This window comes from Halobacillus naozhouensis (assembly GCF_029714185.1).
Lineage (GTDB): Bacteria > Bacillota > Bacilli > Bacillales > Halobacillaceae > Halobacillus_A > Halobacillus_A naozhouensis.
In genome coordinates, this window is record NZ_CP121671.1 from 1,307,392 (window position 1) to 1,328,493 (window position 21,102).

22 protein-coding genes, 1 pseudogene and 1 other annotated feature (1 of these 24 only partly in view) are annotated in these 21,102 nt (G+C 42.1%); of the genes and pseudogenes, 15 read left to right on the forward strand and 8 right to left on the reverse strand.

Annotated elements, in window-relative coordinates; genetic code table 11:
• Positions 1-248: a binding site (T-box leader), on the forward strand; it begins 9 nt to the left of the window's first position.
• Between the two features lie 97 nt (positions 249-345).
• From P9989_RS06810 to P9989_RS06840, 7 genes and pseudogenes are all read left to right on the forward strand, one after another.
• Positions 346-1,599, forward strand: coding sequence for an MFS transporter (locus P9989_RS06810; RefSeq protein WP_283078025.1), 1,254 nt, complete (start codon positions 346-348; stop codon positions 1,597-1,599).
• 50 nt (positions 1,600-1,649) lie between these two features.
• Positions 1,650-1,857 (forward strand): annotated as a pseudogene (locus P9989_RS06815) (GNAT family N-acetyltransferase); the annotation flags it as partial.
• Between the two features lie 267 nt (positions 1,858-2,124).
• A complete protein-coding gene (locus P9989_RS06820; protein WP_283078026.1) occupies positions 2,125-3,372 on the forward strand; it encodes a metallophosphoesterase family protein in 1,248 nt (415 codons plus the stop codon).
• Positions 3,369-6,293, forward strand: a complete 2,925-nt coding sequence (locus P9989_RS06825) for an ATP-binding protein (protein WP_283078027.1) — start codon at positions 3,369-3,371, stop codon at positions 6,291-6,293. Before P9989_RS06820 ends, P9989_RS06825 begins: the two co-directional genes overlap by 4 nt.
• 80 nt (positions 6,294-6,373) lie before the next feature.
• Positions 6,374-6,934: a GbsR/MarR family transcriptional regulator gene (locus tag P9989_RS06830; protein ID WP_283078028.1), complete on the forward strand. Its 561-nt coding sequence runs from the start codon at positions 6,374-6,376 to the stop codon at positions 6,932-6,934.
• Positions 6,935-7,068: 134 nt separating this feature from the next.
• Positions 7,069-8,013, forward strand: coding sequence for a 3'-5' exoribonuclease YhaM (gene yhaM / locus P9989_RS06835; RefSeq protein ID WP_283078029.1), 945 nt, complete (start codon positions 7,069-7,071; stop codon positions 8,011-8,013).
• Positions 8,014-8,136: 123 nt separating this feature from the next.
• Positions 8,137-8,334: a sporulation YhaL family protein gene (locus tag P9989_RS06840; protein ID WP_346274893.1), complete on the forward strand. Its 198-nt coding sequence runs from the start codon at positions 8,137-8,139 to the stop codon at positions 8,332-8,334.
• Between the two features lie 120 nt (positions 8,335-8,454).
• Here the strand turns inward: P9989_RS06840 and P9989_RS06845 are convergent, their stop codons facing one another.
• Complete coding sequence (locus P9989_RS06845) at positions 8,455-9,438, reverse strand: peptidylprolyl isomerase (protein ID WP_283078030.1); 984 nt, start codon at positions 9,436-9,438, stop codon at positions 8,455-8,457.
• Between the two features lie 197 nt (positions 9,439-9,635).
• Here P9989_RS06845 and P9989_RS06850 point away from each other — a divergent pair, with 197 nt between their 5' ends.
• Positions 9,636-9,719, forward strand: a complete 84-nt coding sequence (locus P9989_RS06850; protein ID WP_079529326.1) for a YjcZ family sporulation protein — start codon at positions 9,636-9,638, stop codon at positions 9,717-9,719.
• A gap of 51 nt (positions 9,720-9,770) precedes the next feature.
• On the opposite strand, the gene P9989_RS06855 is transcribed toward P9989_RS06850, so the two are convergent.
• Complete coding sequence (locus P9989_RS06855; protein WP_283078031.1) at positions 9,771-9,953, reverse strand: hypothetical protein; 183 nt, start codon at positions 9,951-9,953, stop codon at positions 9,771-9,773.
• A 200-nt stretch (positions 9,954-10,153) separates the two neighbouring features.
• Positions 10,154-10,702 (reverse strand): DUF3267 domain-containing protein, encoded by a 549-nt coding sequence (locus P9989_RS06860; RefSeq protein ID WP_283078032.1) that lies wholly within the window; start codon positions 10,700-10,702, stop codon positions 10,154-10,156.
• Positions 10,703-10,934: 232 nt separating this feature from the next.
• On the opposite strand from P9989_RS06860, the gene P9989_RS06865 reads away from it, so the two are divergent.
• Positions 10,935-11,267: a DUF1878 family protein gene (locus tag P9989_RS06865; RefSeq protein WP_283078033.1), complete on the forward strand. Its 333-nt coding sequence runs from the start codon at positions 10,935-10,937 to the stop codon at positions 11,265-11,267.
• Positions 11,268-11,461: 194 nt separating this feature from the next.
• Here the strand turns inward: P9989_RS06865 and P9989_RS06870 are convergent, their stop codons facing one another.
• Positions 11,462-11,977, reverse strand: a complete 516-nt coding sequence (locus P9989_RS06870; protein WP_283078034.1) for a GbsR/MarR family transcriptional regulator — start codon at positions 11,975-11,977, stop codon at positions 11,462-11,464.
• Between the two features lie 279 nt (positions 11,978-12,256).
• Between P9989_RS06870 and P9989_RS06875 the strand changes: the two genes are divergently transcribed.
• From P9989_RS06875 to P9989_RS06885, 3 genes are all read left to right on the forward strand, one after another.
• Positions 12,257-13,459: a quaternary amine ABC transporter ATP-binding protein gene (locus P9989_RS06875; RefSeq protein WP_283078035.1), complete on the forward strand. Its 1,203-nt coding sequence runs from the start codon at positions 12,257-12,259 to the stop codon at positions 13,457-13,459.
• The gene (locus P9989_RS06880) at positions 13,443-14,294 is read left to right on the forward strand and encodes an ABC transporter permease (RefSeq protein WP_283078036.1); all 852 of its coding nucleotides are present in this window, start codon (positions 13,443-13,445) and stop codon (positions 14,292-14,294) included. Before P9989_RS06875 ends, P9989_RS06880 begins: the two co-directional genes overlap by 17 nt.
• Before the next feature lie 73 nt (positions 14,295-14,367).
• Positions 14,368-15,291, forward strand: a complete 924-nt coding sequence (locus P9989_RS06885) for a glycine betaine ABC transporter substrate-binding protein (protein WP_283078037.1) — start codon at positions 14,368-14,370, stop codon at positions 15,289-15,291.
• 62 nt (positions 15,292-15,353) lie between these two features.
• On the opposite strand, the gene P9989_RS06890 is transcribed toward P9989_RS06885, so the two are convergent.
• The 3 genes from P9989_RS06890 to P9989_RS06900 form a co-directional block, all read right to left on the reverse strand.
• Complete coding sequence (locus P9989_RS06890; RefSeq protein WP_283078038.1) at positions 15,354-15,758, reverse strand: YtxH domain-containing protein; 405 nt, start codon at positions 15,756-15,758, stop codon at positions 15,354-15,356.
• 156 nt (positions 15,759-15,914) lie between these two features.
• On the reverse strand, positions 15,915-16,451 hold the full coding sequence (locus P9989_RS06895; RefSeq protein ID WP_283078039.1) for a tryptophan transporter: 537 nt from the start codon (positions 16,449-16,451) through the stop codon (positions 15,915-15,917).
• Positions 16,452-16,595: 144 nt separating this feature from the next.
• Positions 16,596-17,030, reverse strand: coding sequence for an HIT family protein (locus P9989_RS06900; RefSeq protein WP_283078040.1), 435 nt, complete (start codon positions 17,028-17,030; stop codon positions 16,596-16,598).
• Positions 17,031-17,180: 150 nt separating this feature from the next.
• On the opposite strand from P9989_RS06900, the gene P9989_RS06905 reads away from it, so the two are divergent.
• The 3 genes from P9989_RS06905 to P9989_RS06915 are packed head-to-tail and all read left to right on the forward strand — an operon-like array spanning position 17,181 to position 19,890.
• The gene (locus tag P9989_RS06905; RefSeq protein ID WP_283078041.1) at positions 17,181-17,924 is read left to right on the forward strand and encodes an ABC transporter ATP-binding protein; all 744 of its coding nucleotides are present in this window, start codon (positions 17,181-17,183) and stop codon (positions 17,922-17,924) included.
• Positions 17,917-19,131 (forward strand): ABC transporter permease, encoded by a 1,215-nt coding sequence (locus P9989_RS06910; protein WP_283078042.1) that lies wholly within the window; start codon positions 17,917-17,919, stop codon positions 19,129-19,131. Before P9989_RS06905 ends, P9989_RS06910 begins: the two co-directional genes overlap by 8 nt.
• A gap of 51 nt (positions 19,132-19,182) precedes the next feature.
• Positions 19,183-19,890, forward strand: coding sequence for an EcsC family protein (locus P9989_RS06915; protein WP_283078043.1), 708 nt, complete (start codon positions 19,183-19,185; stop codon positions 19,888-19,890).
• Here the strand turns inward: P9989_RS06915 and P9989_RS06920 are convergent.
• The gene (locus P9989_RS06920) at positions 19,887-21,062 is read right to left on the reverse strand and encodes a M20 metallopeptidase family protein (RefSeq protein ID WP_283078044.1); all 1,176 of its coding nucleotides are present in this window, start codon (positions 21,060-21,062) and stop codon (positions 19,887-19,889) included. The two genes, P9989_RS06915 and P9989_RS06920, sit on opposite strands and share 4 nt — an antisense overlap.
• Between the last annotated feature and the right edge of the window lie 40 nt (positions 21,063-21,102).

Sequence of the window (21,102 nt, forward strand, 5' to 3'; positions counted from 1 at the left end):
ATGAAGAGAAGAGTAGGTAAACTGAATTCTTTCAAAGAGAGCTCCAGTTGGTGAAAAGGAGTAAGAATGGGTTTACTGAACCAAGCCTCTGAGCTTCACATTGGAACCAAATGGGGATAGTGTGGCGGGAGCTCCCGATATAGAGCCAGGGTATAAGCAGACAGTCCGGTTTGTCGTACCTGATGAGTTTAATATGGCGACATATTAATGAACTAGGGTGGCACCACGATATCAATCTCGTCCCTGAGACTACGGTCTTGGGGGGGAGATTTTTTTATGGGACAGCCATACAGTTTTTGCTAAGCCTTTCCCAGAATGACGTCATAACTTATCAGGAGGATTACAATGAATCTTAAAGAAAAATGGGTGTCGTGGAAATACCCGTTCCTTCTATTGTTTGGAGTTGGGTTATCTAATGTAGGGGATTGGATCTATTTGATTGCATTAAATCTGATTATTTTAGATATGACAGGGTCTCCGCTTGCTGTGGCTATGCTTTATATTCTGAAACCATTAGCTGTATTATGTACAAACTTTTGGTCGGGGAGTATGATTGACCGCTTAAACCAACGAAATCTCATGGTAGGATTGGATATTTTGCGAGCGATTTTAATAGCTTTACTACCCATATTCTCATCTATCTGGGTCATGTATGTTCTCGTATTATTGATAAACATGGCAGGTTCGGTGTGCGAGCCCACTTCTATGGCCTACATAACAAAATTAGTATCGCCTGGAAGCAGGAGGCGGTTTAATTCACTGCGAAGTCTAGTAGATTCTGGAGGATTTCTAATCGGTCCGGCGATAGCGGGTTTATTATTCATGATTGGATCTCCCTGGATGGCGATCTACGTTAACGCCGTGACTTTTTTAGGATCAGGATTCATCATATTCTGGCTGCCTGAGCTGAAAAAATCACCGAAAGGACAATTAAGCGGGAAACTGCCTTCAATTGATCTTCTAAAAAAGGATTGGAAGATTGTTTATAAGTTTAGTCGTAACTATTCCTATGTTATGGCAGTTTATTTTTTATTTGGGCTTATGATGGTGATGGCTGCGGCATTAGATTCATTAGAAGCAGCGTTCGCAACGGAGGTATTATCTTTGTCTGATACAAAATACGGGTTTCTGGTAAGTATAGCTGGTGCCGGCATTGCATCCGGGGCAATAGTAAACGCCCTAATGGCCAGGAAGTTGAGCATTCAAGTCATGATTGGAATGGGATCACTGTTTGTGTCAGGAGGGTATATCATTTATGCATTCTCCAGTAACTTTAACATGGCGGCCTTAGGGTTCTTCATCCTTTCATTTTCGCTGGCCTTTGCTTATACAGGTTTCCACACCTTCTATCAAGAAAATATTCCAGTCGATGTTATGGGCAGGGTGGGAAGCATATACGGTATATTGGAAGCCGTCTGCATTATTGGTGTGACGGCAGCATTCGGTGTTGCTGCTCAATTGATTACTATCCAAGTCGTTGTGATTGCGGGTTCATTTCTGATGTTAGGTACGACGGTAATTTTATGCCTCGTAAGCTTTTATTCTGCTAAAAGAATAGCTAGTCAAACGATTGAGAGGAATTCTGTAAATGTTCGTTAAATGATTCAGCAGATTTGATCCATTTTGAAAAGGATAAATAGGTTGTATAAACAGAAGCGGTTCGGCTGCTGGTGAAACATGGGTTTGAGAAACTCGATTGCACCGAATTGAAGCAGGGGTAATGCCACATAATATTGGATCACTTCGGGTGGCAGAAAAGCTGGTTTTCATAAAGAAGGGATCGCCAGGAAAAATGTTAAGATAAATGGTCAATGGGAAGACCATCAGGTGTTAGCGATTATTAATCCAGAAGATTAGAATTCGCCTGCGTAAGAATATGTTCCCTTAAACAATAAGGAGGAGTTGATGGTACTTCCTTTTGGGTGCTTGATAACGGTTTGTTGTTTTTTACAAAGATATAGGCTTAAGCAGATGCTGAGAGCCGGTGATACACACGAAGACGCATGCGGAAAGCGAAGTATGTGTCACCGGCGGACCCCAGACGGCAACGATCTATCGATACGAACGTGCATTCGTTTATTTCTTCTGATAAAATAAAGAAAAACATAACGGTGGAGGATAAACATGAGTACAGTTCGATTTATACATAGTGCTGATTTACATTTGGACAGCCCTTTCAAGGGAAGGAACCAGCTTCCCGAATTGTTGAGGGAGCAAATGCGTGAGGCCACATTCGAAGCGTTTGACCGGCTAATCCAGCAGGCGATTCAACACAAAGTTGATTTTGTATTGCTTGTGGGTGATCTATTTGATGAAGAAACGAGGAGTTTAAAAGCGCAAGTGCGGCTTCGCGACGGGTTTAAACGATTAGCACAGCATCATATCGCTGTGTTTCTTAGCTATGGCAACCATGATTATACGCAAGGAATGCGCTATCCGATCACGTTCCCGGATAATGTCCATAGTTTTGAGCAGGAAACGGTTCAAGCTCTGCCTTTTTATAAACAGGGGGAGCATGTGGCAACGGTTTATGGCTTTAGTTATGGGAACCGATCGGTAGAAGATAGAAAAGCGGGGGAGTTTATCAGACAGGGCACTTCTCCTTATCATATTGCCATGCTGCATGGGAGTCTTGAAACAAATAGTGAACATGACGTATATGCTCCATTTAAACTTGATGAATTGCGTCAGCGGCACATGGATTATTGGGCGCTTGGACATATTCATAAACGCCAGCAGCTGGCTGAACAACCACCTATTGTGTATCCGGGGAACATTCAAGGACGTTCTAGGAAAGAGAGCGGGGAGAAGGGGTGTTTGTTGGTAGAGTTAAATAAAGAGGAAGCCAGACAGACATTCATTCCGCTTCACAGCTTTACATTTGAGGAAATAACTTGTTCTGCTATGGATGTGGAGCAGCCGGAAGAATTGGAAGGTCTGCTTGAGCGGGCTAAACATGACGCCCGTGCCGATACTCCGATTATGTTAAACATTGTGTTAAAGGGGAGTAACGGGCTTTTACAAAAGTGGGAGATGGAAGGGATCGTAAGGGAGTGGACCGAGCTTCTTAATGATTCAGAAGTCCTTGAGGGAAAGTCATGGGTTTGGATTGACCAGGTCACGATCGTTGACCGTCCTTCTTTTGACATGGAAGAACTTAAATCCGGAAAACATTTTGCAGGGGAATACTTAGGTTATGCGGACGCCCTGACGACAGAGGAGTTATCTCGTCAATTGTCCCCGTTATATGAGCATCGGCTTGCTTCGAAATATTTAGAGCTTCTTACGGATGGGGAGCTGAAAGAGGTATTATCTCGGGCCAAGCAGCTAGTTGTGGAACAGTTCCTGGCTGAGGAGGAGACAAAACAATGAGAATACAAGACCTACATATTTATGGGTTTGGAAAATGGCGTGATTATTCCATGACATTGCCGGCCGGCGACCTTGTGGTGATTGCAGGTGATAATGAAGCTGGAAAGTCTACCATTCGAACATTTATATTGTTTGTTTTATTCGGTTTGCCTCCGAAAAAGCGGGCGAATTATCAGCCTAAAAGGGGTGGCCTCGTCGGGGGGAAGCTCACGTTACAATCGGAAGAATTCGGGGAAGTGACAGTTGAACGTGTTCATGACCGTAATCAGGGAGCGGCTGTTTGCCGGCTTGCTAACGGTGAAGAGAGGGACGAACGTTTTCTCAGAAAAATTACTGCCCATATGTCCCAGGCAGCCTATCAGTCTATTTACAGTTTCGATGCGGAAGATCTGACAGAACTGCATGGCTTAAATGGGGAGGAATTAGGTGAGGTGCTGATTAGTGTTGGACTGACAGGCTCTGATTTAATCTATCAAACCGATAAACGCCTAGAAAAGGAACTGGATAGTCGTTTTAAACCAAAGGGCAAGAAGCCGAACCTTAATCAGCAGCTTGATTCACTGAATGAGGCTGACAAACAGCGGCTGGCTTCGGAGCGGGAAGTGGGTCAGTACGAGCAGCTGTTAGAGGAGCAGCGTGAGTTGACAATAGGACGTAAGGAAATAGAAGCACAGCTGCATCAGCTTCGCTTAAAACGATCAAGTTTGCAACAGCTTAAAAAAGTACTTCCTGTGGTCCAAGAGTACCATCAGCTTGCTCGGAAACTGAAACAAGATCCGCACAGCTATTTTCCTGAAAACGGAACAGAGCGAATGCATCAACTTCAAGAAAAGCTGCTGCCGTTAGAGAGCGAACAGCAATTCATTAAAGCAAAGCATTTAGAGGCAAAGCAGAGCCAGGCTGATTTCCAGACAATTCCTTCAACCACTCTGAATGAGGCGATAGCAGTAGCAGAAACAAAATCTCTTTTTTATCAGACTGAACAGGATATTGTGCGGCTGCAGAGCAGTATCGAGACATGGGAGCAAAGAATACAGTTAGAACTCAATGAATTGAATCTAGGCATGGAGGAGCCAGACTTTCGTGAATTTGATTTTCCTTTTTATATAGAAGAAACGTGGCGAAGCATAAAACATGAAGCCGATCGCATTAATGAGGAAGCTGCAGCGATTGACAAAGAACTGGGCTCCTTAGCCGCTCAAAAGCAGCGGTTGGAAAATCAAATGGAGAGTCTTGAGCGTGAACAGCCAGATGATGAGCAGGTAGCCGCCTGTCAGCAGATCGTCCATTCCTATGTACCATCAACGTCAGAAGAAAGGGGTGACTGGGCATCCTCATTACAGCAAAAGCAAGCAGCAAGCCGTCGTTCATTCATCGCCTCCATAGCTGCTCTGGCAGTGGGTACGGCAGCAGCGTGGGCGACCTCGAGTTTTCCTCTATTATTAGGAGGTTTAATCATGAGCGGCATTTGTGCAACAGCAGGCCTTTACTTCAGGCAAACAGCCCGCAATTTTGAACAGATGCTTGCCACAATAGGCCAACATCATACGCCTCGCATAAGTGAGTCTGATTATTTGCATGCTAAAGAGGTAATGGAAAGGTATGAGCGGACAAGGGGAGAGTATGCTCATATCAAGGAGCGCTGGAAGCAGTTAAACCATGAGTCGCTGCTGATCCATGAAAAACAGCATCACGTATCTGAACGGAAAAAACGATTAAGTACACAAATGACAGAACAGACCACCATGTATCCTTTTTTATCATCATTGAAGCCCACACATTGGGAACAACTCTTTCAGTTGTTAAAACAAACGAAAGAAAAGCAGAAAGATGTGAAGGAGTTAAAGGAGGAGCTTAGAGCGGTCCAGCAGAAGAAACAAGGTCTAGAGCAGGATATAAAAGCTTTCTTTACAGCTATGAACTGTGATGGTGTAAATCCGAACATGGCCGAGAATTACCGTCAGCTTGAAGAGTGGATTCAGAGACAGCAAGCGTCCATGTCAGAAAACAAACGTCTTCAGGAAGAGATAGAAGGGTTAGAAAAAGATCTCGAGGATCTCGACCATCAAATCGCACCGTTTACCACTGAAAAGACAGGTTTGCTTGAAAAGGCTAGTGCACAGGACCTTGATGCTTTTTATGAAAAAGCCCACGCGGCTGCACGAAAAAGAGAACAATTGCAGCGTAAGGAGCAATTAATCGTTCAAATTGAAGGAGTGTTGAATAAACACGATCAGGAGCAATTCAAGATCTGGGAAGAAGCTAAAGACCCTTCTGAGCTCGAAGTGGAACTTGAGGAAACCGACCGAGAACTTCAAACGGCTGCCGAGGAGCAAAATACTCTAATACAGGACATCGCAGCCAGAAAAAATCGTCTGGAGCTGCTCGAAAGTTCAGAGGAGCATTCTAAATATATGCACCAGCTGGCTAATCAGCGGGAAGTTTTTCAGGAACAGGCGAAAGAATGGGCGGTTTATCAAATGGCCTCTCAAATTTTAAAGGCCACCAAAACGCGTTATCAGGAGAATCACTTACCAGCTGTCATCAAAAGGGCAGAGGAATTTTTTCGACGTCTTACGTTTGAGAAGTATGGGCGTTTATTTATCGACCCTGAAGCTGGCGGGCTAACCGTTGAAGATCAATGGGGACATGTGTATAAGACCGGTGAATTGTCAAGAGGCACCGCTGATCAATTGTATGTAGCGCTCAGGCTGGCCTTAGGAGATTCTATGTCTGAAACCATCCAGGCCCCTTTTATCGTGGATGATGCGTTCGTCCACTTTGATGAAGAGAGGCGCGAGGTGATGATGGATCTTCTGGCATCGCTAGCTCACGGGAATCAAATTATTCTGTTTACCTATCAAAAGCAGCTGGCGGAAAAGTGGCATGGATCGTTTTTGCCATCTAAACGATATATATGAAGGATAAGGTCGCAAATTGCTGGTATTAATGATAAAATGTGTTCAGATTGAAAGATGACATAGCAAATGGAGGGTTTCCATTGCCAGAAAAGCATAAACAAGACTGGGCAAATTATGAAGAGACCATTGAAAAATTTATTCAGGTGATAGCGAAAAACATGAGCCTTTACGGAGTGACTCCATCTATTGGGCGCTTGTACGGGGTGCTTTATTTTGCTGAAGACCCGATGACCCTTGATGATATGCGCGCGGCCCTTGAAATGAGCAAGACGAGTATGTCTACAGGTGTACGAGCCCTATCTGATATGAAGATGGTGGAGCCAGCCTTTAAAAAAGGGGTGCGAAAAGATTTATACAAATCAGAAGAAGATTGGTATAAGTCGTTCACTTCCTTATTTGGAAGCCGCTGGAGACACCATACAGAAACGAACATTGAAGAAGCGGATGAAGCGATTCAAGAGCTATTGCAAATTAAAGGACAGACAGAAGATGAATCGTTACAGGAAAAAGTGGATCAAGACATTGATCGTCTGCATTATGCCCAGAATTATTATCGCTGGCTGATGCGGTTTATTCATGTCGTTGAATCCGGGGAAATCTTTCAGTATGTTCCTAAGATTGATCAAAAAAACAACGAGTAAAAGAGGCGCCAACCTTTAAGGTGCGCTTCTTCAGCGCATATGTAAGACTATTCCAACTTCTACTCCAAGAATGAACCGTGAGCGGATAGAAGCCTTTATTGGAATGGTCTTTTTAATTAGGGAGGAGAGACCGTATGAAGAAAGGAATCGCACAACACCAATTAGGGGAAACGTTTGATTATTTCCTATTAATAAAATCCGCTGCAAAAGGGGTAGCGAGCAACAATAAACCATTTCTTACATTATTATTAGCCGATACATCAGGAGAGATCGATGCGAAGCTTTGGGAGGCGACGCCCGAGGACGAAGCTCTCTTTCAACAAGGAGAGCTTGTCAAAGTACAGGGGGACGTTGGTCAGTTTCGTAATAAGCCACAGCTGAAGATTCAAAGTATCAGACCTGTTCAGCCAACGGATGGCGTTCAGGCCACAGATTTTATTGCAAAAGCTCCAGTGAATAAGGAAGACTTGATGGAACGTTTAACGGAAGCAATTTTTGAGATGAAAAATCCTTCGATTCAACGCATTACGAGGCATTTTTTAAAAACCTATCAAGAGGACTTGCTAAACTACCCTGCTGCTGTAAGAAACCATCATGAGTACGTATCTGGTCTCGCGCATCATATTGTCTCGATGTTAAACATAGCAAAGCAATTGACGATTCTTTATCCTGATATTAACCAGGACTTACTGTACGCTGGAATCATTTTGCACGATCTTGGGAAACTCAAGGAGCTTTCAGGCCCTACGTCCCCAAGCTATACGCTTGAAGGAAAACTGATTGGACATATCCCGATGATGGTAGAAGAAATTCGTGTGGCTGCTGATGAATTGCAAATTGAGGGAGAAGAGGTCACCATCCTGCAGCACATGATCCTCAGTCATCATGGCAAATCTGAGTGGGGCAGTCCAAAGCCGCCATTAGTACGGGAGGCTGAGCTGCTGCATCAAATCGATATGATGGATGCTGGCATGAATATGCTAAATCGGTCACTCAAAAAAGTCGGGCCAGGGGAATTTACAGAAAAGATTTATGCAATGGACCAGCGTTCCTTTTACAAACCTACGTTTGAGAAATAGATAGAGAATTATAGAAGATGGGGATATGGTTTGCGAAAATTGAAAAAGAGCCTTGTCTAATTCCTGATCATATCAGTGGACGATCGTTCATAGAATAGAGATAAATGGGACAGGGAGGATATCATGATGATCTTTGGTATTCCAATTTGGGTATATTTCTGTATTGTATTCATTTTTGTAAGTGGCTTTATGGCTTTTCGGGCAATGAGGGCTGAACAAAAGGTAGAACAGCAATTTATAGAGCGTGAGGGACGAGTATATCTGGCAAGAATGTATGAGGAAAAAGAAAAGCGTAACAAAGGAGCAAAAGATGTAGGCTGAATAGTCAGTCAATTAGCTGAGTGTTTCGTATGATTCCAAGAAAGTATTCTATCCCCTTACACAAAATATCATGTATTAAAACAGGAAAGCCAGGTGGGATCCACCTGGCTTCTTTATTCCTTATTCAGAGGAACTTTGCTCTCCTTCAGACTTGCCTTCTTTAGAAGATTCTTTCTCACCTTCAGAGCTATTCCCTTGTTCAGAACTGCTTCCTTCAGAAGATTTATTGCCGCCTTCGTTCTTAGGAGGTTCTGGCTGTTTAAATAAATCTTTGAATTGATCAAGCTTCACATCGATTTCTGCTTCCTTCATAAGTTTATCGATTTTCGCTTGTAATTGTTGCTGGTTTACTTTTTGACTAACGAGTGTACGCTTAATTTCTTTCTTCGCTTCTTCGTATGGTTTTACATCTTCGACCTTACGCTTGTCCGTTACTTTAATAATATGATATCCAAACTGCGTCTTAACAGGATCACTTATTTGGCCAACTTCCAGATTGTAAGCAGCGTCTTCAAACTTAGGAGCCATTTTACCAGGTCCAAAGTAACCGAGCTTACCGCCCTTTTTCGCAGAACCATCTTTAGAATATTCGCTGGCCAGCGTTCCAAAATCTTCACCGTTTTCAAGCTTCTGTTTCACTTCTTTAGCTGTTTTCTCATCAGACACTAAAATGTGACTTGCTTGAACTTCTGTCTTCATGCGCTCGTAGTATTGTTTCATTTCTTTTTCTGAAATATCTACTTCTTCCGCTGCAGCCTGTTCCTGCAGAAGACTTAGACGAATGACTTCCTTGAATTGCTCTTCATTTGAGAAGCCTGATTGTTGAAGGACCATCTGGAACTTGTCGCCGTATTGGTCTTTAAGGTTTTTTAACTCTTCATTTACAGCTTCATCAGAAACCTCATAATTAGCAGCTAATACTTCTTCCATCACTAGCTGTTGTAAAACTTTTTCGCCATGTTTATTTTTCAGTTCTTCGTAAAACTCTTCCTTTGTTACTTCTCCTCCGCTTGTTTCTACCACTGTTTTTGAATCTCCAGAGGAACAAGCAGATAAAGTAAATACACTTGCTGCAAGGGCAGCCGTTATAGCCAATTTCTTCATGATTACGTACACTCCTCGAACAATTTGGTAGTCTTTCTTTACGTAGAGGTTTAACAGCCCATGAGTTAATATAACATATTTTACCTCATCTGTTCCACAAGATGTATAAAAAATCAGAATAAGTCTAGGTTCAGGCCCATTCACATATGATTTTTATCGCATAGGATGTGATATGTCTCAAGGTTGGGGGTGAGTTTATGAGTTACGGATATGGTGGTGGATTTGCGTTAATCGTAGTTTTATTTATCTTGCTCATCATCGTAGGTGCAGCATGGATGTAATTTAACTTTGAAAAACAGGCTATGTTTGTAAGTTGAACATAGCCTGTTTGGTTACATATGATTGATGACGTCTACATATGAAGTGATCAGCAGTATGGTGATCAGTACGTTAATTGTTCGAAAAACCCGTGATTGTTTTTCAGTGGACATTTTAGTTTTTAAACATAAGGAATGAGTGAGAGAATTGAATACAAATAAGACGACTAGACCGTAAATAATAAATACGAATGCCACAATGAAGAACCTCCTTTATTCCTATTAACCTACTCTATCAAAATTTTATCACCTTGAACAGAAGAAACCATTATAGGGCTCGTACGAATAGTAGGCGGTAATTTATTCGCTTGCTGGTCAATCTGTTCATTATGTACCATTAGACAGGCATCTGAAAAAAAGCGCCTGCTCTACATTATAAGAGCGGCGCTTATGAATTATTACAATTCCGGTCTTTGGATCAGGATGTCGTAGCCAGATTTAGAATTGGCAATCACACAGCGGCGCGGTGCTCGCGCAAACTGATTTAAATAAAGAAAATCGGGAAGTGAAAGTCCAATATTAACAGCTGCGAAGATGACCAGGTAGGCAAAGTAGCCTGGATATATGACGCTCATCATTATAGCCGGCACAGTAATTAATAAAGTAGGTGCCATGGCCATAATGATGGATGTTTGTTTAGAAAGCTTTGACGTACATTGATACGTAAAGGTCGGTGTAAATCTTTTTCTGAATTTGAATGTTACGCGTACTCGTTTATAAAGTAATACTAATGGTAAAATATGCATGAGTCGGTGCATCGCAGGTAAGAGAAATAACCCTATCAATAAGGGAATAAATCCAAGATCGATCATCTGGGTCGTGCCATGCATGATAGATAATGGAAGGTAGATTACTAGAAACGACATTAGTCCAGTTAATAGTGAAAGTAAGCAGACACGATTAAAACCGAACTCTTTGTTAATATTTACTGATTTCCAGCAATTCATGATAGAATCCTCCTTTGCGAAACAAAAATATTGTGAATTGATTTATAATATCGGTATGATCAACTCGTAAGTGCTGTAGAGCTTTATCAGCACAAGACGTATATTAGTATGTTTCGTATGAAAAATCAATAGGTTTTTCACGAAAATAATATTAATTTTTTTATCCATTTAAAAGGGCTTATAAATACAGTAAAATGTTTTTGCTGCAGTGAAAAAAAGGAGGCAAGTGGAAGTGGTGAGAGAGGATTCTAATAAAGACCTTCATTTTCAAGTTCAGCTCCTTATGAATGTGAAGAAAATGAAGCATTATCCCTTTACTCAGATGGTCATCAAATATGGTTTAACGGAAGCGGAATATTTGGAGACGATCAGATTATTTGAGGAGCTTGAACATACATATGAGCAAGACCAGGAGAACGGGTTAATTGATCATTCTCCTCTACTTATTCATTTTGCTGGAATGCTGTGTTATAAATTGCCGGTCGAGGGTACGATCATGGCTATGTATGAAGAGAAAATACACCCGAACCTTACAGACCAGTTATTAAAGTTAATCCGTATATAAGAAAGCCCTTCCTTATAAATAGGAAGGGCTTTCAGTTTGTAGTCTATTTAATAGACCTTTCAGTGACTTTGTGTTTCTCTAAAAACTTGTAGAAAATTCCGAGGTTTCTCTACAAGTTGAAAGCTTCTCTTTCGAAACAGGAAGGCCTTTCTTATATTGATATTAAATTACAGTGGTGCATAGGCTTAATAATGTTACGGCAAAGGTGTGCTATTGGTTGGTTTGATTTCCTGAAATGTATTAGAAATATGGTGATGAAAGCTGATCATGTCTGAGAGCCGTTTTTGTAAATGGGTAACTTCGGATTTTTGCTGTTCTTGATAAGAGCCATTTTCCATTTGATGATCAATGGCTTGGAGTGCAGCCATCTGGTCATGACTGGCGTCAAGCCACTTTTGTATATAGGAAGACATGAACTTCCTATATAAATTTTCATCTGCTTGATAAAGGTCTTTTCTAACCCCTTTCTTCCACACGCGCTCGACTAACCCTTGATCAACTAAGTACCGGACACCGGTGCTCATGGAAGTTTTACTTTTACCAAGGGATTCGCTCATTTCATCAAGTGTCATAGGACGACGATGCAGATAGAGCGTCACAAACAGACGAGCATCTGCCAGGGATAGGCCAAACATTTCTAGTGTTTTAGAGAACTCCTGGATAACCTTGTTGTTAAAATGTTCAATTGTTTGATTAGAAGTAGACACCATTCGATTCTCTCCTTGCTGAAGTTAGGTTAATCTCACATTACTATACATACCAAAAATTGAAAAATTACAGATAATCTAGAAAAACGGAGATATTTGTCGAAAAATGCAGGGGTTTCGTATTTAAATTCTGTACAGAATAAACTGTACGTAATTTTTGAACTTATTTTTAAGAATTTATCGTTTGAACTTTATATTGCAAATAGGTTACAGTATATAAGTCGATGGAATGAGTACATTGGTCGTACAATGACTGAACAATAATAACATGAGGTGAGAGAAGTGCCGATCATTGAAGTGAAGGACCTCTCTAAGATCTTCGGAAGAAATGCGAAGAAAGCAACGAAGTATCTGGATGAAGGTTTATCTAAAGAAGAAATACTAGAAAAGACCGGAAACACAGTGGGTGTTAATCGAGCATCCTTTGATGTGGAGGAAGGTGAAATTTTTGTCATCATGGGCCTTTCTGGAAGTGGTAAATCTACTTTAGTTCGTTTAATTAATAGATTAATTGAACCAACAGAAGGCAGTGTGTACATTGACGGAGAAGACTTGGCGAAAATTGATAAGCAAAAGTTAAGGGAAGTACGCCGGCAGAAATTGAGCATGGTTTTCCAACGCTTTGCTCTGTTCCCTCATCGAACAATTTTGGAAAATGCCGAGTTCGGTCTGGAAGTACAAGGGGTCGATAAGGAAGAACGGAAGAAAAAAGCGAAAGAATCGCTGGAAATGGTAGGGCTTGGAGGTTACATTCAACAATTTCCTGGACAGCTCTCAGGCGGAATGCAGCAGCGTGTCGGTTTAGCCCGTGCTCTTGCTAATGACCCGGAAGTGTTATTGATGGACGAAGCTTTCTCAGCACTGGATCCACTTATTCGAAAAGAGATGCAGGATGAACTGCTCGAACTGCAAGAGTCGATGAAGAAAACGATTTTGTTTATTACCCACGATCTAGATGAAGCACTGCGGATCGGGGATCGAATTGCGCTGATGAAGGACGGACGAATTGTACAAGTCGGAACTCCAGAAGAAATTCTGGTTAATCCAGCGAATGAGTATGTTGAGAAATTCGTTGAAGATGTCGACCGTTCTAAAGTTTTAACAGCGGAACACGTCATGAAGCGTCCAGAAACAGTAGATGTTGAGAAGCATGGTCCGAGAACTGCGCTTGAACGCATGCGCAAAGAAGGCCTCTCAAGTATTTATGTTACCGATGCGAAGAGGAATCTTCATGGCTATGTCACGGCTGACGATGTAGCAGAGGCAGCTAAAAATGAAGAAAGAAGCTTAAAAACGATTTTGCGATCAGAGGTTCCACAAGTGCAAAAAAATACCTCGGTGCAAGAAATCTTTACGATTATTCACGATGCACCAGTTCCTGTTGCAGTTGTTGAAGAAGGAAAGCTGCTCGGAATTATTGTAAGAGGTTCCGTTCTGGCCGCATTAGCTGGAAATGAGGTGAATGTAAATGAAAATAATTCCTAAGTTACCAGTAGCTGAATGGGTTTCTGCAGCTACGGAATGGACCACAGATACATTTGAATTTCTATTTGATTTTATTAAAGAAGATTTCGGTAATTTTATAGAGTTTTTTGCAGAAGGACTGCTAATGGGGATTCCTATTTGGTTATTTATTGTCGTCGTTGGACTAATTGCCTTCTTTATTTCAGGCAAAAGAATAGGACTCACAGCCTTTTCTGTAATTGGACTTTGGTTTATTCAGAACCAGGAGCTATGGCCAGAGTTGATGAACACGTTTACCTTAGTTATATTTGCTAGTTTAATCTCGGTCATCATCGGTGTTCCATTCGGGATATGGATGGCGAAAAGCAAAGTCGTACAAAGCATTTTGACACCAATTTTGGATTTCATGCAGACGATGCCAGCCTTTGTTTACTTAATACCGGCTGTTGCCTTCTTTAGTATCGGGATGGTCCCTGGTGTGTTTGCTTCTGTTATCTTTGCGACACCGCCAACCGTACGTTTTACAAACCTTGGGATTCGCCAGGTTTCTCATCAGTTAATTGAAGCATCTGATGCCTTTGGTACAACAGGCTTTCAGAAGCTATTTAAAGTCCAGCTGCCTATGGCTAAGAAAACGATTATGGCAGGAATCAACCAAACGGTTATGCTGGCACTGTCCATGGTAGTTATTGCATCTATGATCGGTGCCAAGGGACTGGGTCAGACAGTTATTACAGGTCTTCAGCGTGCTGAAGTAGGTACAGGTTTTGTTGCGGGTCTGGGTATTGTTATTTTAGCGATTATCATTGACCGCTTCACACAAAATCTAAATACGCAACGCGGAGATCAAGCTTAATCCATTAGGTTATAAAGGCTTACAACAGTCTTTTGACAATAAATATATTTTATTAAAGGGGAGAAACTTTTTCATGTTTAATTTAAACTTGAAACGTCTAGGAATTGCTGCAGGTCTTTCACTTACACTTGTGGCAGCTGGTTGCGGATCTTCTGAAGAAGATAGCTCAAACGCAAGCGGAGGCGAAGGTGAAGCAAATTATGGGGAACAATTAGATTACACCATCACAGGTATTGAAGCAGGTGCTGGTGTAGTAGCAGCAGCTCAGGATGCTGTAAAAGAATACGACAGTCTTGCTGGGTGGGAAGTGTCAACTTCTTCCTCAGGCGCTATGGCGACAGCTTTAGGCGACGCGATTGAAAATGAAGAGCCAATCGTAGTAACAGGCTGGTCACCTCACTGGAAATTTGAAAAATATGATTTGAAATATCTAAAAGATCCTAAAGGTGTTTTTGGGGAAGCAGAAAAGATTAAAACAATGGTTCGTAAAGGATTGAAAGAAGATAAGCCAAATGCTTATAAGATTCTTGATCAGTTCAAGTGGTCTTCTGAAGACATTCAAAGTGTTATGTTAGATATTAATGAAGGAACAGCTCCAGAAGAAGCTGCGAAGGCATGGATTGAAAAGAACCAGGACAAAGTAAGCTCTTGGACTAAAGGCACTGAAAAAGTTGATGGAAAGAGTGTCGAGCTTGTGTATGTAAATTGGGATACTGAAATTGCGTCAACGAATGTTGTAGCAGAAGTATTGAAACAACAAGGGTTTGACGTAACGATTACACCGCTTAATAATGGTCCAATGTGGGAAGCTGTTGCAGAAGGTGAAGTAACAGGAATGGTAGCTGCCTGGCTTCCAGGAACCCACGGTGACCTATATGCAGAGTATAAAGATAGTTTAGTTGATTTAGGTGCCAACCTGAAAGGCGCTAAAATAGGACTTGTTGTACCATCTTATATGGATGTAGAATCCATTGAAGATCTTCAGCCAAAAGAATAAAAGTCATGATAAAAGCAGCACTCCGCATTTGCCGGAGTGCTGCTTTTTTCGTTGAATGTTACCTATTGGTGATTAACCACTTCATGACTCGGCTGAGTATCTGTACTCTGTTCAGCCTTCGCTTTTTCCTCAAGTTCCTTTAAGCTGTCTTCGATTTGTTCCAGATAGCTTTGAATTTTCTTCTGATGAGGTTCAACGGTTTGTTTCCAGCTTTCGATAGATTGTTTCACATCTTCTGATAATTCTTTGATGAGTTCTGCGCCTTCTTTAGAGGTTTGAGCAATTTGATCTTTCAGCTGAAATCCTTCTTCTTTCAAACTTAGGATCGTTGTTTTCAAGTTCTCGCTTTTCAGCTTGGCATTTTCACGGAAGTCACGTCCAGACGATGGTGTGTTAAGCAATGTATAAGCTGCTCCAGCGACTCCACCTACAATCATTCCGAGGACGAGTGATTTTGCGTTTGGCATAAAAAAACCCCTTTCGATTCCATCTCCTATATATTATTTTCTCTTAATACCTGAAATTGAAACCTAAAATCATGAAAAATGTTAAAAATAGTGGTGTTCTTAGAGAAAAAGACCACTACACATGATGTAGCGGTCTTTATACTGCCCGAGACCGTATCAACTTAATGGCTGTACGGGTAAGGATTGACTGATTTTTGAACGTTTCATAATGCGTTGAGCAATCGGATAAATGACTGTCATTACGACTGTATTGACCACAGCTGTTGGAAGAACAACTGTCGCAAACATAACCGTAAAGCTGGCATCCATAAGCCCAATCACAAATAATATACAACTTAAGAAAATAGTACCGCTAATGACCGTACCTATCGCTGTTAGAATTGGGGCTGTAACCTTCTTAAGCAAATTTCGCAGTGCGATATATAATCCGAAGAAGGATAATGCAGTTAACGGTTTATCAATTAAGTTAGCTATCTGTCCTCCAGGTACTGTGGTGGTTAGGGCTGAAATAAATCCAGTCGCTACAGATAAGAGCAGGACATACGGCAGTCTAGGAAATAACATAATCCCTAAAAACATCATCGCAAGCATCATATCTGGCCGCATCCCCAAGAAAAACGGGGGCATAATCGCATGCAGCACCGCACCGATCCCAATTAACAAAGACAGCATAACTAAAACACGAGTATTCATTTTTGTTCATCTCTCCTCATCTCTTCTAATCTCATCTAGTGGTAGTTCAAAAATTCACTCTTCAGACATACCCTCTTGGCCGCCTGCAAAAGTATAGCTTCATTATAGCAAAAATTAAGCACTATGCAAAGCTTTCGTGCGTGTTCAATTCTGAATATTTCGACCAATATCGCTCGCGATCTGCTGCAGATCTTCACTTGTATAGTCGTCTGTGTGCACAGTCCATTGAGGCTCAAAACCATCCTCGGCTCCATACCTTGGAATAAGGTGGATATGTAAATGGAAAACAGACTGCCCGGCAGGCTCTTCGTTGTTATTCAAAAGGTTAAGGCCAATGGGTTCAAACGATTGCTTAAGGGCACTGGCAATCTTAGGGACCTGAGCGAACAGCTTTTCAGCTACACCTGAATCGGTATGGTAAATGTCCTTCGTATGTTCTTTCGGAATAATTAAGGTGTGTCCTTTTGTAACTTGACTTATGTCAAGAAAGGCATATACATCATCGTCTTCATACACCTTAGCAGAAGGGATTTCACCGTTAACAATTTTGCAAAAAATACAATCATCTACTTGTGTCATGTCCTTCACTCCTTGGTCATATTTGTATAATTATATCATATCATAGGGCGTTTTCACGATAACCGTCCTTCTATAGTAGAAAGGTGCAACCCTCAGGAAAAGTGTGATAAAATTTGTGAAGAATGTACGCAATGGAAAAGAGGGAAAACTATGAAATCCTTGTTACATATTGATAACCTTCACGGAGGCTACACACATAAAAATGTACTGCATGGCATTTCGTTTGACGTATTTCCGAAAGAGATCGTTGGATTAATAGGTTTAAACGGGGCTGGGAAGAGTACAACAATAAAGCATGTCATTGGCATGATGCAAGCTAAAAAAGGAAAAGTAGCCATTAATGGTACGACATTTGAACAGGATCCTGAGAATTACCGGCAGCAGCTGGCTTATATCCCTGAAATGCCGATATTGTACGATGAATTGACCCTATACGAGCATCTGCATTTAACGGCCATGGCTTATAATGTGCCAGAGGATCTATTTAAAAAACGGCTTGACCCTTTATTAAAAGAATTTCGGTTAGAGAAAAAGCTCAATTGGTTTCCTGTCCATTTTTCCAAAGGAATGAGGCAGAAGGTGATGATCATGTGTGCCTTCTTGATTGAGCCTGAGCTGTATATCGTGGATGAACCTTTTGTGGGTCTCGATCCGCTGGGGATTCAATCTTACCTTCAATGGATGGATGAAATGAAGGAAAATGGAGCAGGAGTGTTAATGTCTACTCATATTTTGGCGACAGCGGAAAAATACTGTGATCGTTTCGTTATTCTCCATGATGGTAAAATACGCGCCATGGGCACGCTCGATGAGTTGAGACAGTCGTTTAATAAGCCAGGAGCTTCTTTGGACGATATTTATATTGCTTTGACGAAGGAAGAAAATCATGATTGATGCAAAAACGTTTTGGAACCAGCGCTTTCAGGAACACATGAAGGAAACAAGTCGGTACTTGCGTTATATTTTCAACGGACATATCGCGATTGCGATGATTTTCTTTATATCAGCTCTGGCCTATTACTATCAACAGTGGCTTATGGATCTGCCGGACTCGTTTCCAACTGCCTGGATTGTAGGAATTGCCTTTGGGCTAGTAGCTAGCTACAGTCCCGTTCGTACTTTGTTGAAGGAGCCGGACTTAATTTTCCTTCTGCCGGCAGAACATCAGCTTGGTGATTATTTCAAACGTTGTCTCTATTACAGTTTTATAATTCAGTTGTATTTAATTTTCCTTGTGGCTGCTGCACTTGGGCCTTTGTACTTTGCTTCTTATCCTGGGCTTGGGACACGTCATTATTTAATGATGCTCGCTGTTATCTTGATTGCAAAAGGGTGGAATATGCTGGCCAATTGGTGGATGCTCAAGGAACGCAATGCGAATATCCGCCTGACGGATCAACTGGTAAGAGGAGTCATCAGTGTACTTCTGTTTTATTTTCTGGCTCAAGGTGAATGGATCTTCGCAAGTATTGTTACGATATTCCTCGTTGCGATCATGTTGTACGCCTACTACTTATCACGGAAAAAAGCTGGACTAGCCTTTGATTTACTAGTTAGTAAGGATCAGGCACGGATGCGGACTTTTTACCGAATCGCGAATATGTTTACAGATGTTCCTCATTTGAAAAACACCGTGAAGAAGAGACATTCGCTCGTTCGGCTCTTGCTTGCTCCGGTAAGGTATCGTCAGGATCAAACCTTTACGTATTTGTACCGAATCACCTTTGTTCGCAGTAGTGACTATTTAGGAATGTACTTACGTTTAGTGGCGATCGGCTGCCTTGCGATTTGGTTTGTACCGAACTTGTGGGTAAAGATAGCCTTCGCGATCCTATTTCTGTATCTAAGCGCATTCCAAATGATGTCGCTTTGGAATCACCACCGTACAGTGGCCTGGCTTGATTTATATCCAATTAAGCAGGAATGGAAGCAAACGGCGATGCTCAAAGGGCTTACACAGCTGATGGTTGTCCAGACCGTTGTTTTTACGTTGTTGTTCGTTATTCAGGCTAACTGGTTAGGGGCGGTTATCGTATTGATAGGGGGACTCGCGTTTAGCGCTGCCTTTATTCAAGGTTATGTAAAACAAAAATTAGTGTAGTACGGTTCCTCTTTTGTGAGGAGCCGTATTTTTCAGATAGGAGGCAGTTCAATGGGCTATGAAACAGAAGCGTATAAAGAAGCAATAAGGTGGAGCAAGTCACTGGAGAAGCGTTCTTCCATCATTCAAAGATCTTCCAAGCGACTGCAGTCGTCGATCAATGAACGAATACCTGATCGGGTCCATTCGATTGTAACGGAGAGTGTCCGCAAGATGATCGAATTGGCGTTAACGTCTTCCAAATATATTCGCCCAATCGATATTGATGAAACACTGACCTTTAAGGAACGAGAAGACCTAGTTAAGCAGCGTCTTCAAGAATATAAAGGAGCTGCCTCCTGGGAAGGGGCAGGGACGGGGTTTGGAGGCTTCTGGCTTGGGGCAGCCGATTTCCCACTGCTGTTGAGTATTAAAATGAAGTTTCTGTTTGATTCAGCGCAGTACTACGGCTTTAATGTGAATGAATATGAGGAGCGAGTGTATTTACTGCACATTTTTATGCTCGCTTTTTCAAGTGATGAGGAGCGCGTGAAGGTGCGGGATATTTTGTTGGACTGGGAAGCGGCACCGCCAGAGCGTAAAGAAATAGACTGGAAAACGTTGCAAATTGAATATCGGGATACAATTGACCTCGCTAAATTGTTTCAGCTCGTTCCCGGCTTCGGAGCAATCGTAGGTTATGTGGCTAATAAGCGATTTCTTGAGCAATTAGGGGAGACGACAATGAATGCTTATCGTCTCCGAATGTTAAAAAATTAATCATGTTGTTCTTGAAAGGAACGGTAAGCTTGCACCAGCGTTTTAGCTGCATGTGGAAGAGCACGCTCGTCAAAATCAAACTTCGGATGGTGATGAGGATAGGCATGTCCGGGAATTTGGGCCCCTGTAAAGTAAAAGGCACCTGGTTTCTTTTGTAAGTAGTAGGCAAAGTCCTCGCCAGCCATCGATGGGTCCACTTCTTCGGTTCGCAGGGAGGAATCGGCTTTCGTCGCGTCCTTTAAAATCAACTCGGCCTGAGCAGCGTGATTGTCTACCGGTGGATAACCCTTTTCGTAATCAAATGTATAGTCGGCACCAGCACCTAAGCAGGCCCCTTTGATCGTTTTTTCCATTTCTTCGATGATCAGCTCTTGAACTTCAGGGTCAAATGTCCGGACTGTTCCTGTTAAGGTGGCCGTGTCGGCAATAATGTTAAACGTTTGACCTGATTCAAATGTTCCGACAGTGAGCACAGCTGTTTTGAGCGGATCGACCTTGCGGCTCACCACTTGCTGTAAAGAAGACACGAGCTGGGAAGCGATCACAAGCGCATCTTTGGTCAGGTGCGGTTGAGCTCCATGCCCGCCTTTTCCCTGGATCTTAATGGTAAAACTATCGGCTCCAGCCATAAACGGGCCTTTGGATGTTTGGATCACGCCAAGAGGTGTGCTTGCCCATAAATGTGTTCCAAATACGGCATCTACATCATCGAGTGCGCCTGTATTAATCATCGCTTTAGCGCCGCCTGGAACAAGCTCTTCGGCATGCTGATGAACAAAGATCACTGTGCCAGGAAGCTGGTCTTGAAAAGGAAGAAGGGCTTCTGCCAGGCCTAAAAGAGCAGCCGTATGACCGTCGTGTCCACAGGCATGCATAGCACCATCGTTGGTTGATTTGTAATCCACTTCGTTTTCTTCCTGAATCGGCAATGCGTCAAAATCTGCCCGCAGTGCGACTTTCTTTCCGGGCTTTCCGCCAGCTAATGTCGCAACAATTCCATTTCCTCCGACACCTTTTTGGTAAGGGATGCCGAGCCGTTCATATGTATCTGCGATAAAAGATGCTGTTTCTGTTTCATGAAACGAAACTTCTGGGTGCTTGTGTAAATACCTTCTGGTCCTCACCATGTTTTCATATTGGTCATCAATAGCCTGAAAAACGGACTCCCACATCTATATTCCTCCTTCTTGTTCTCTATGGTATTCAATATAT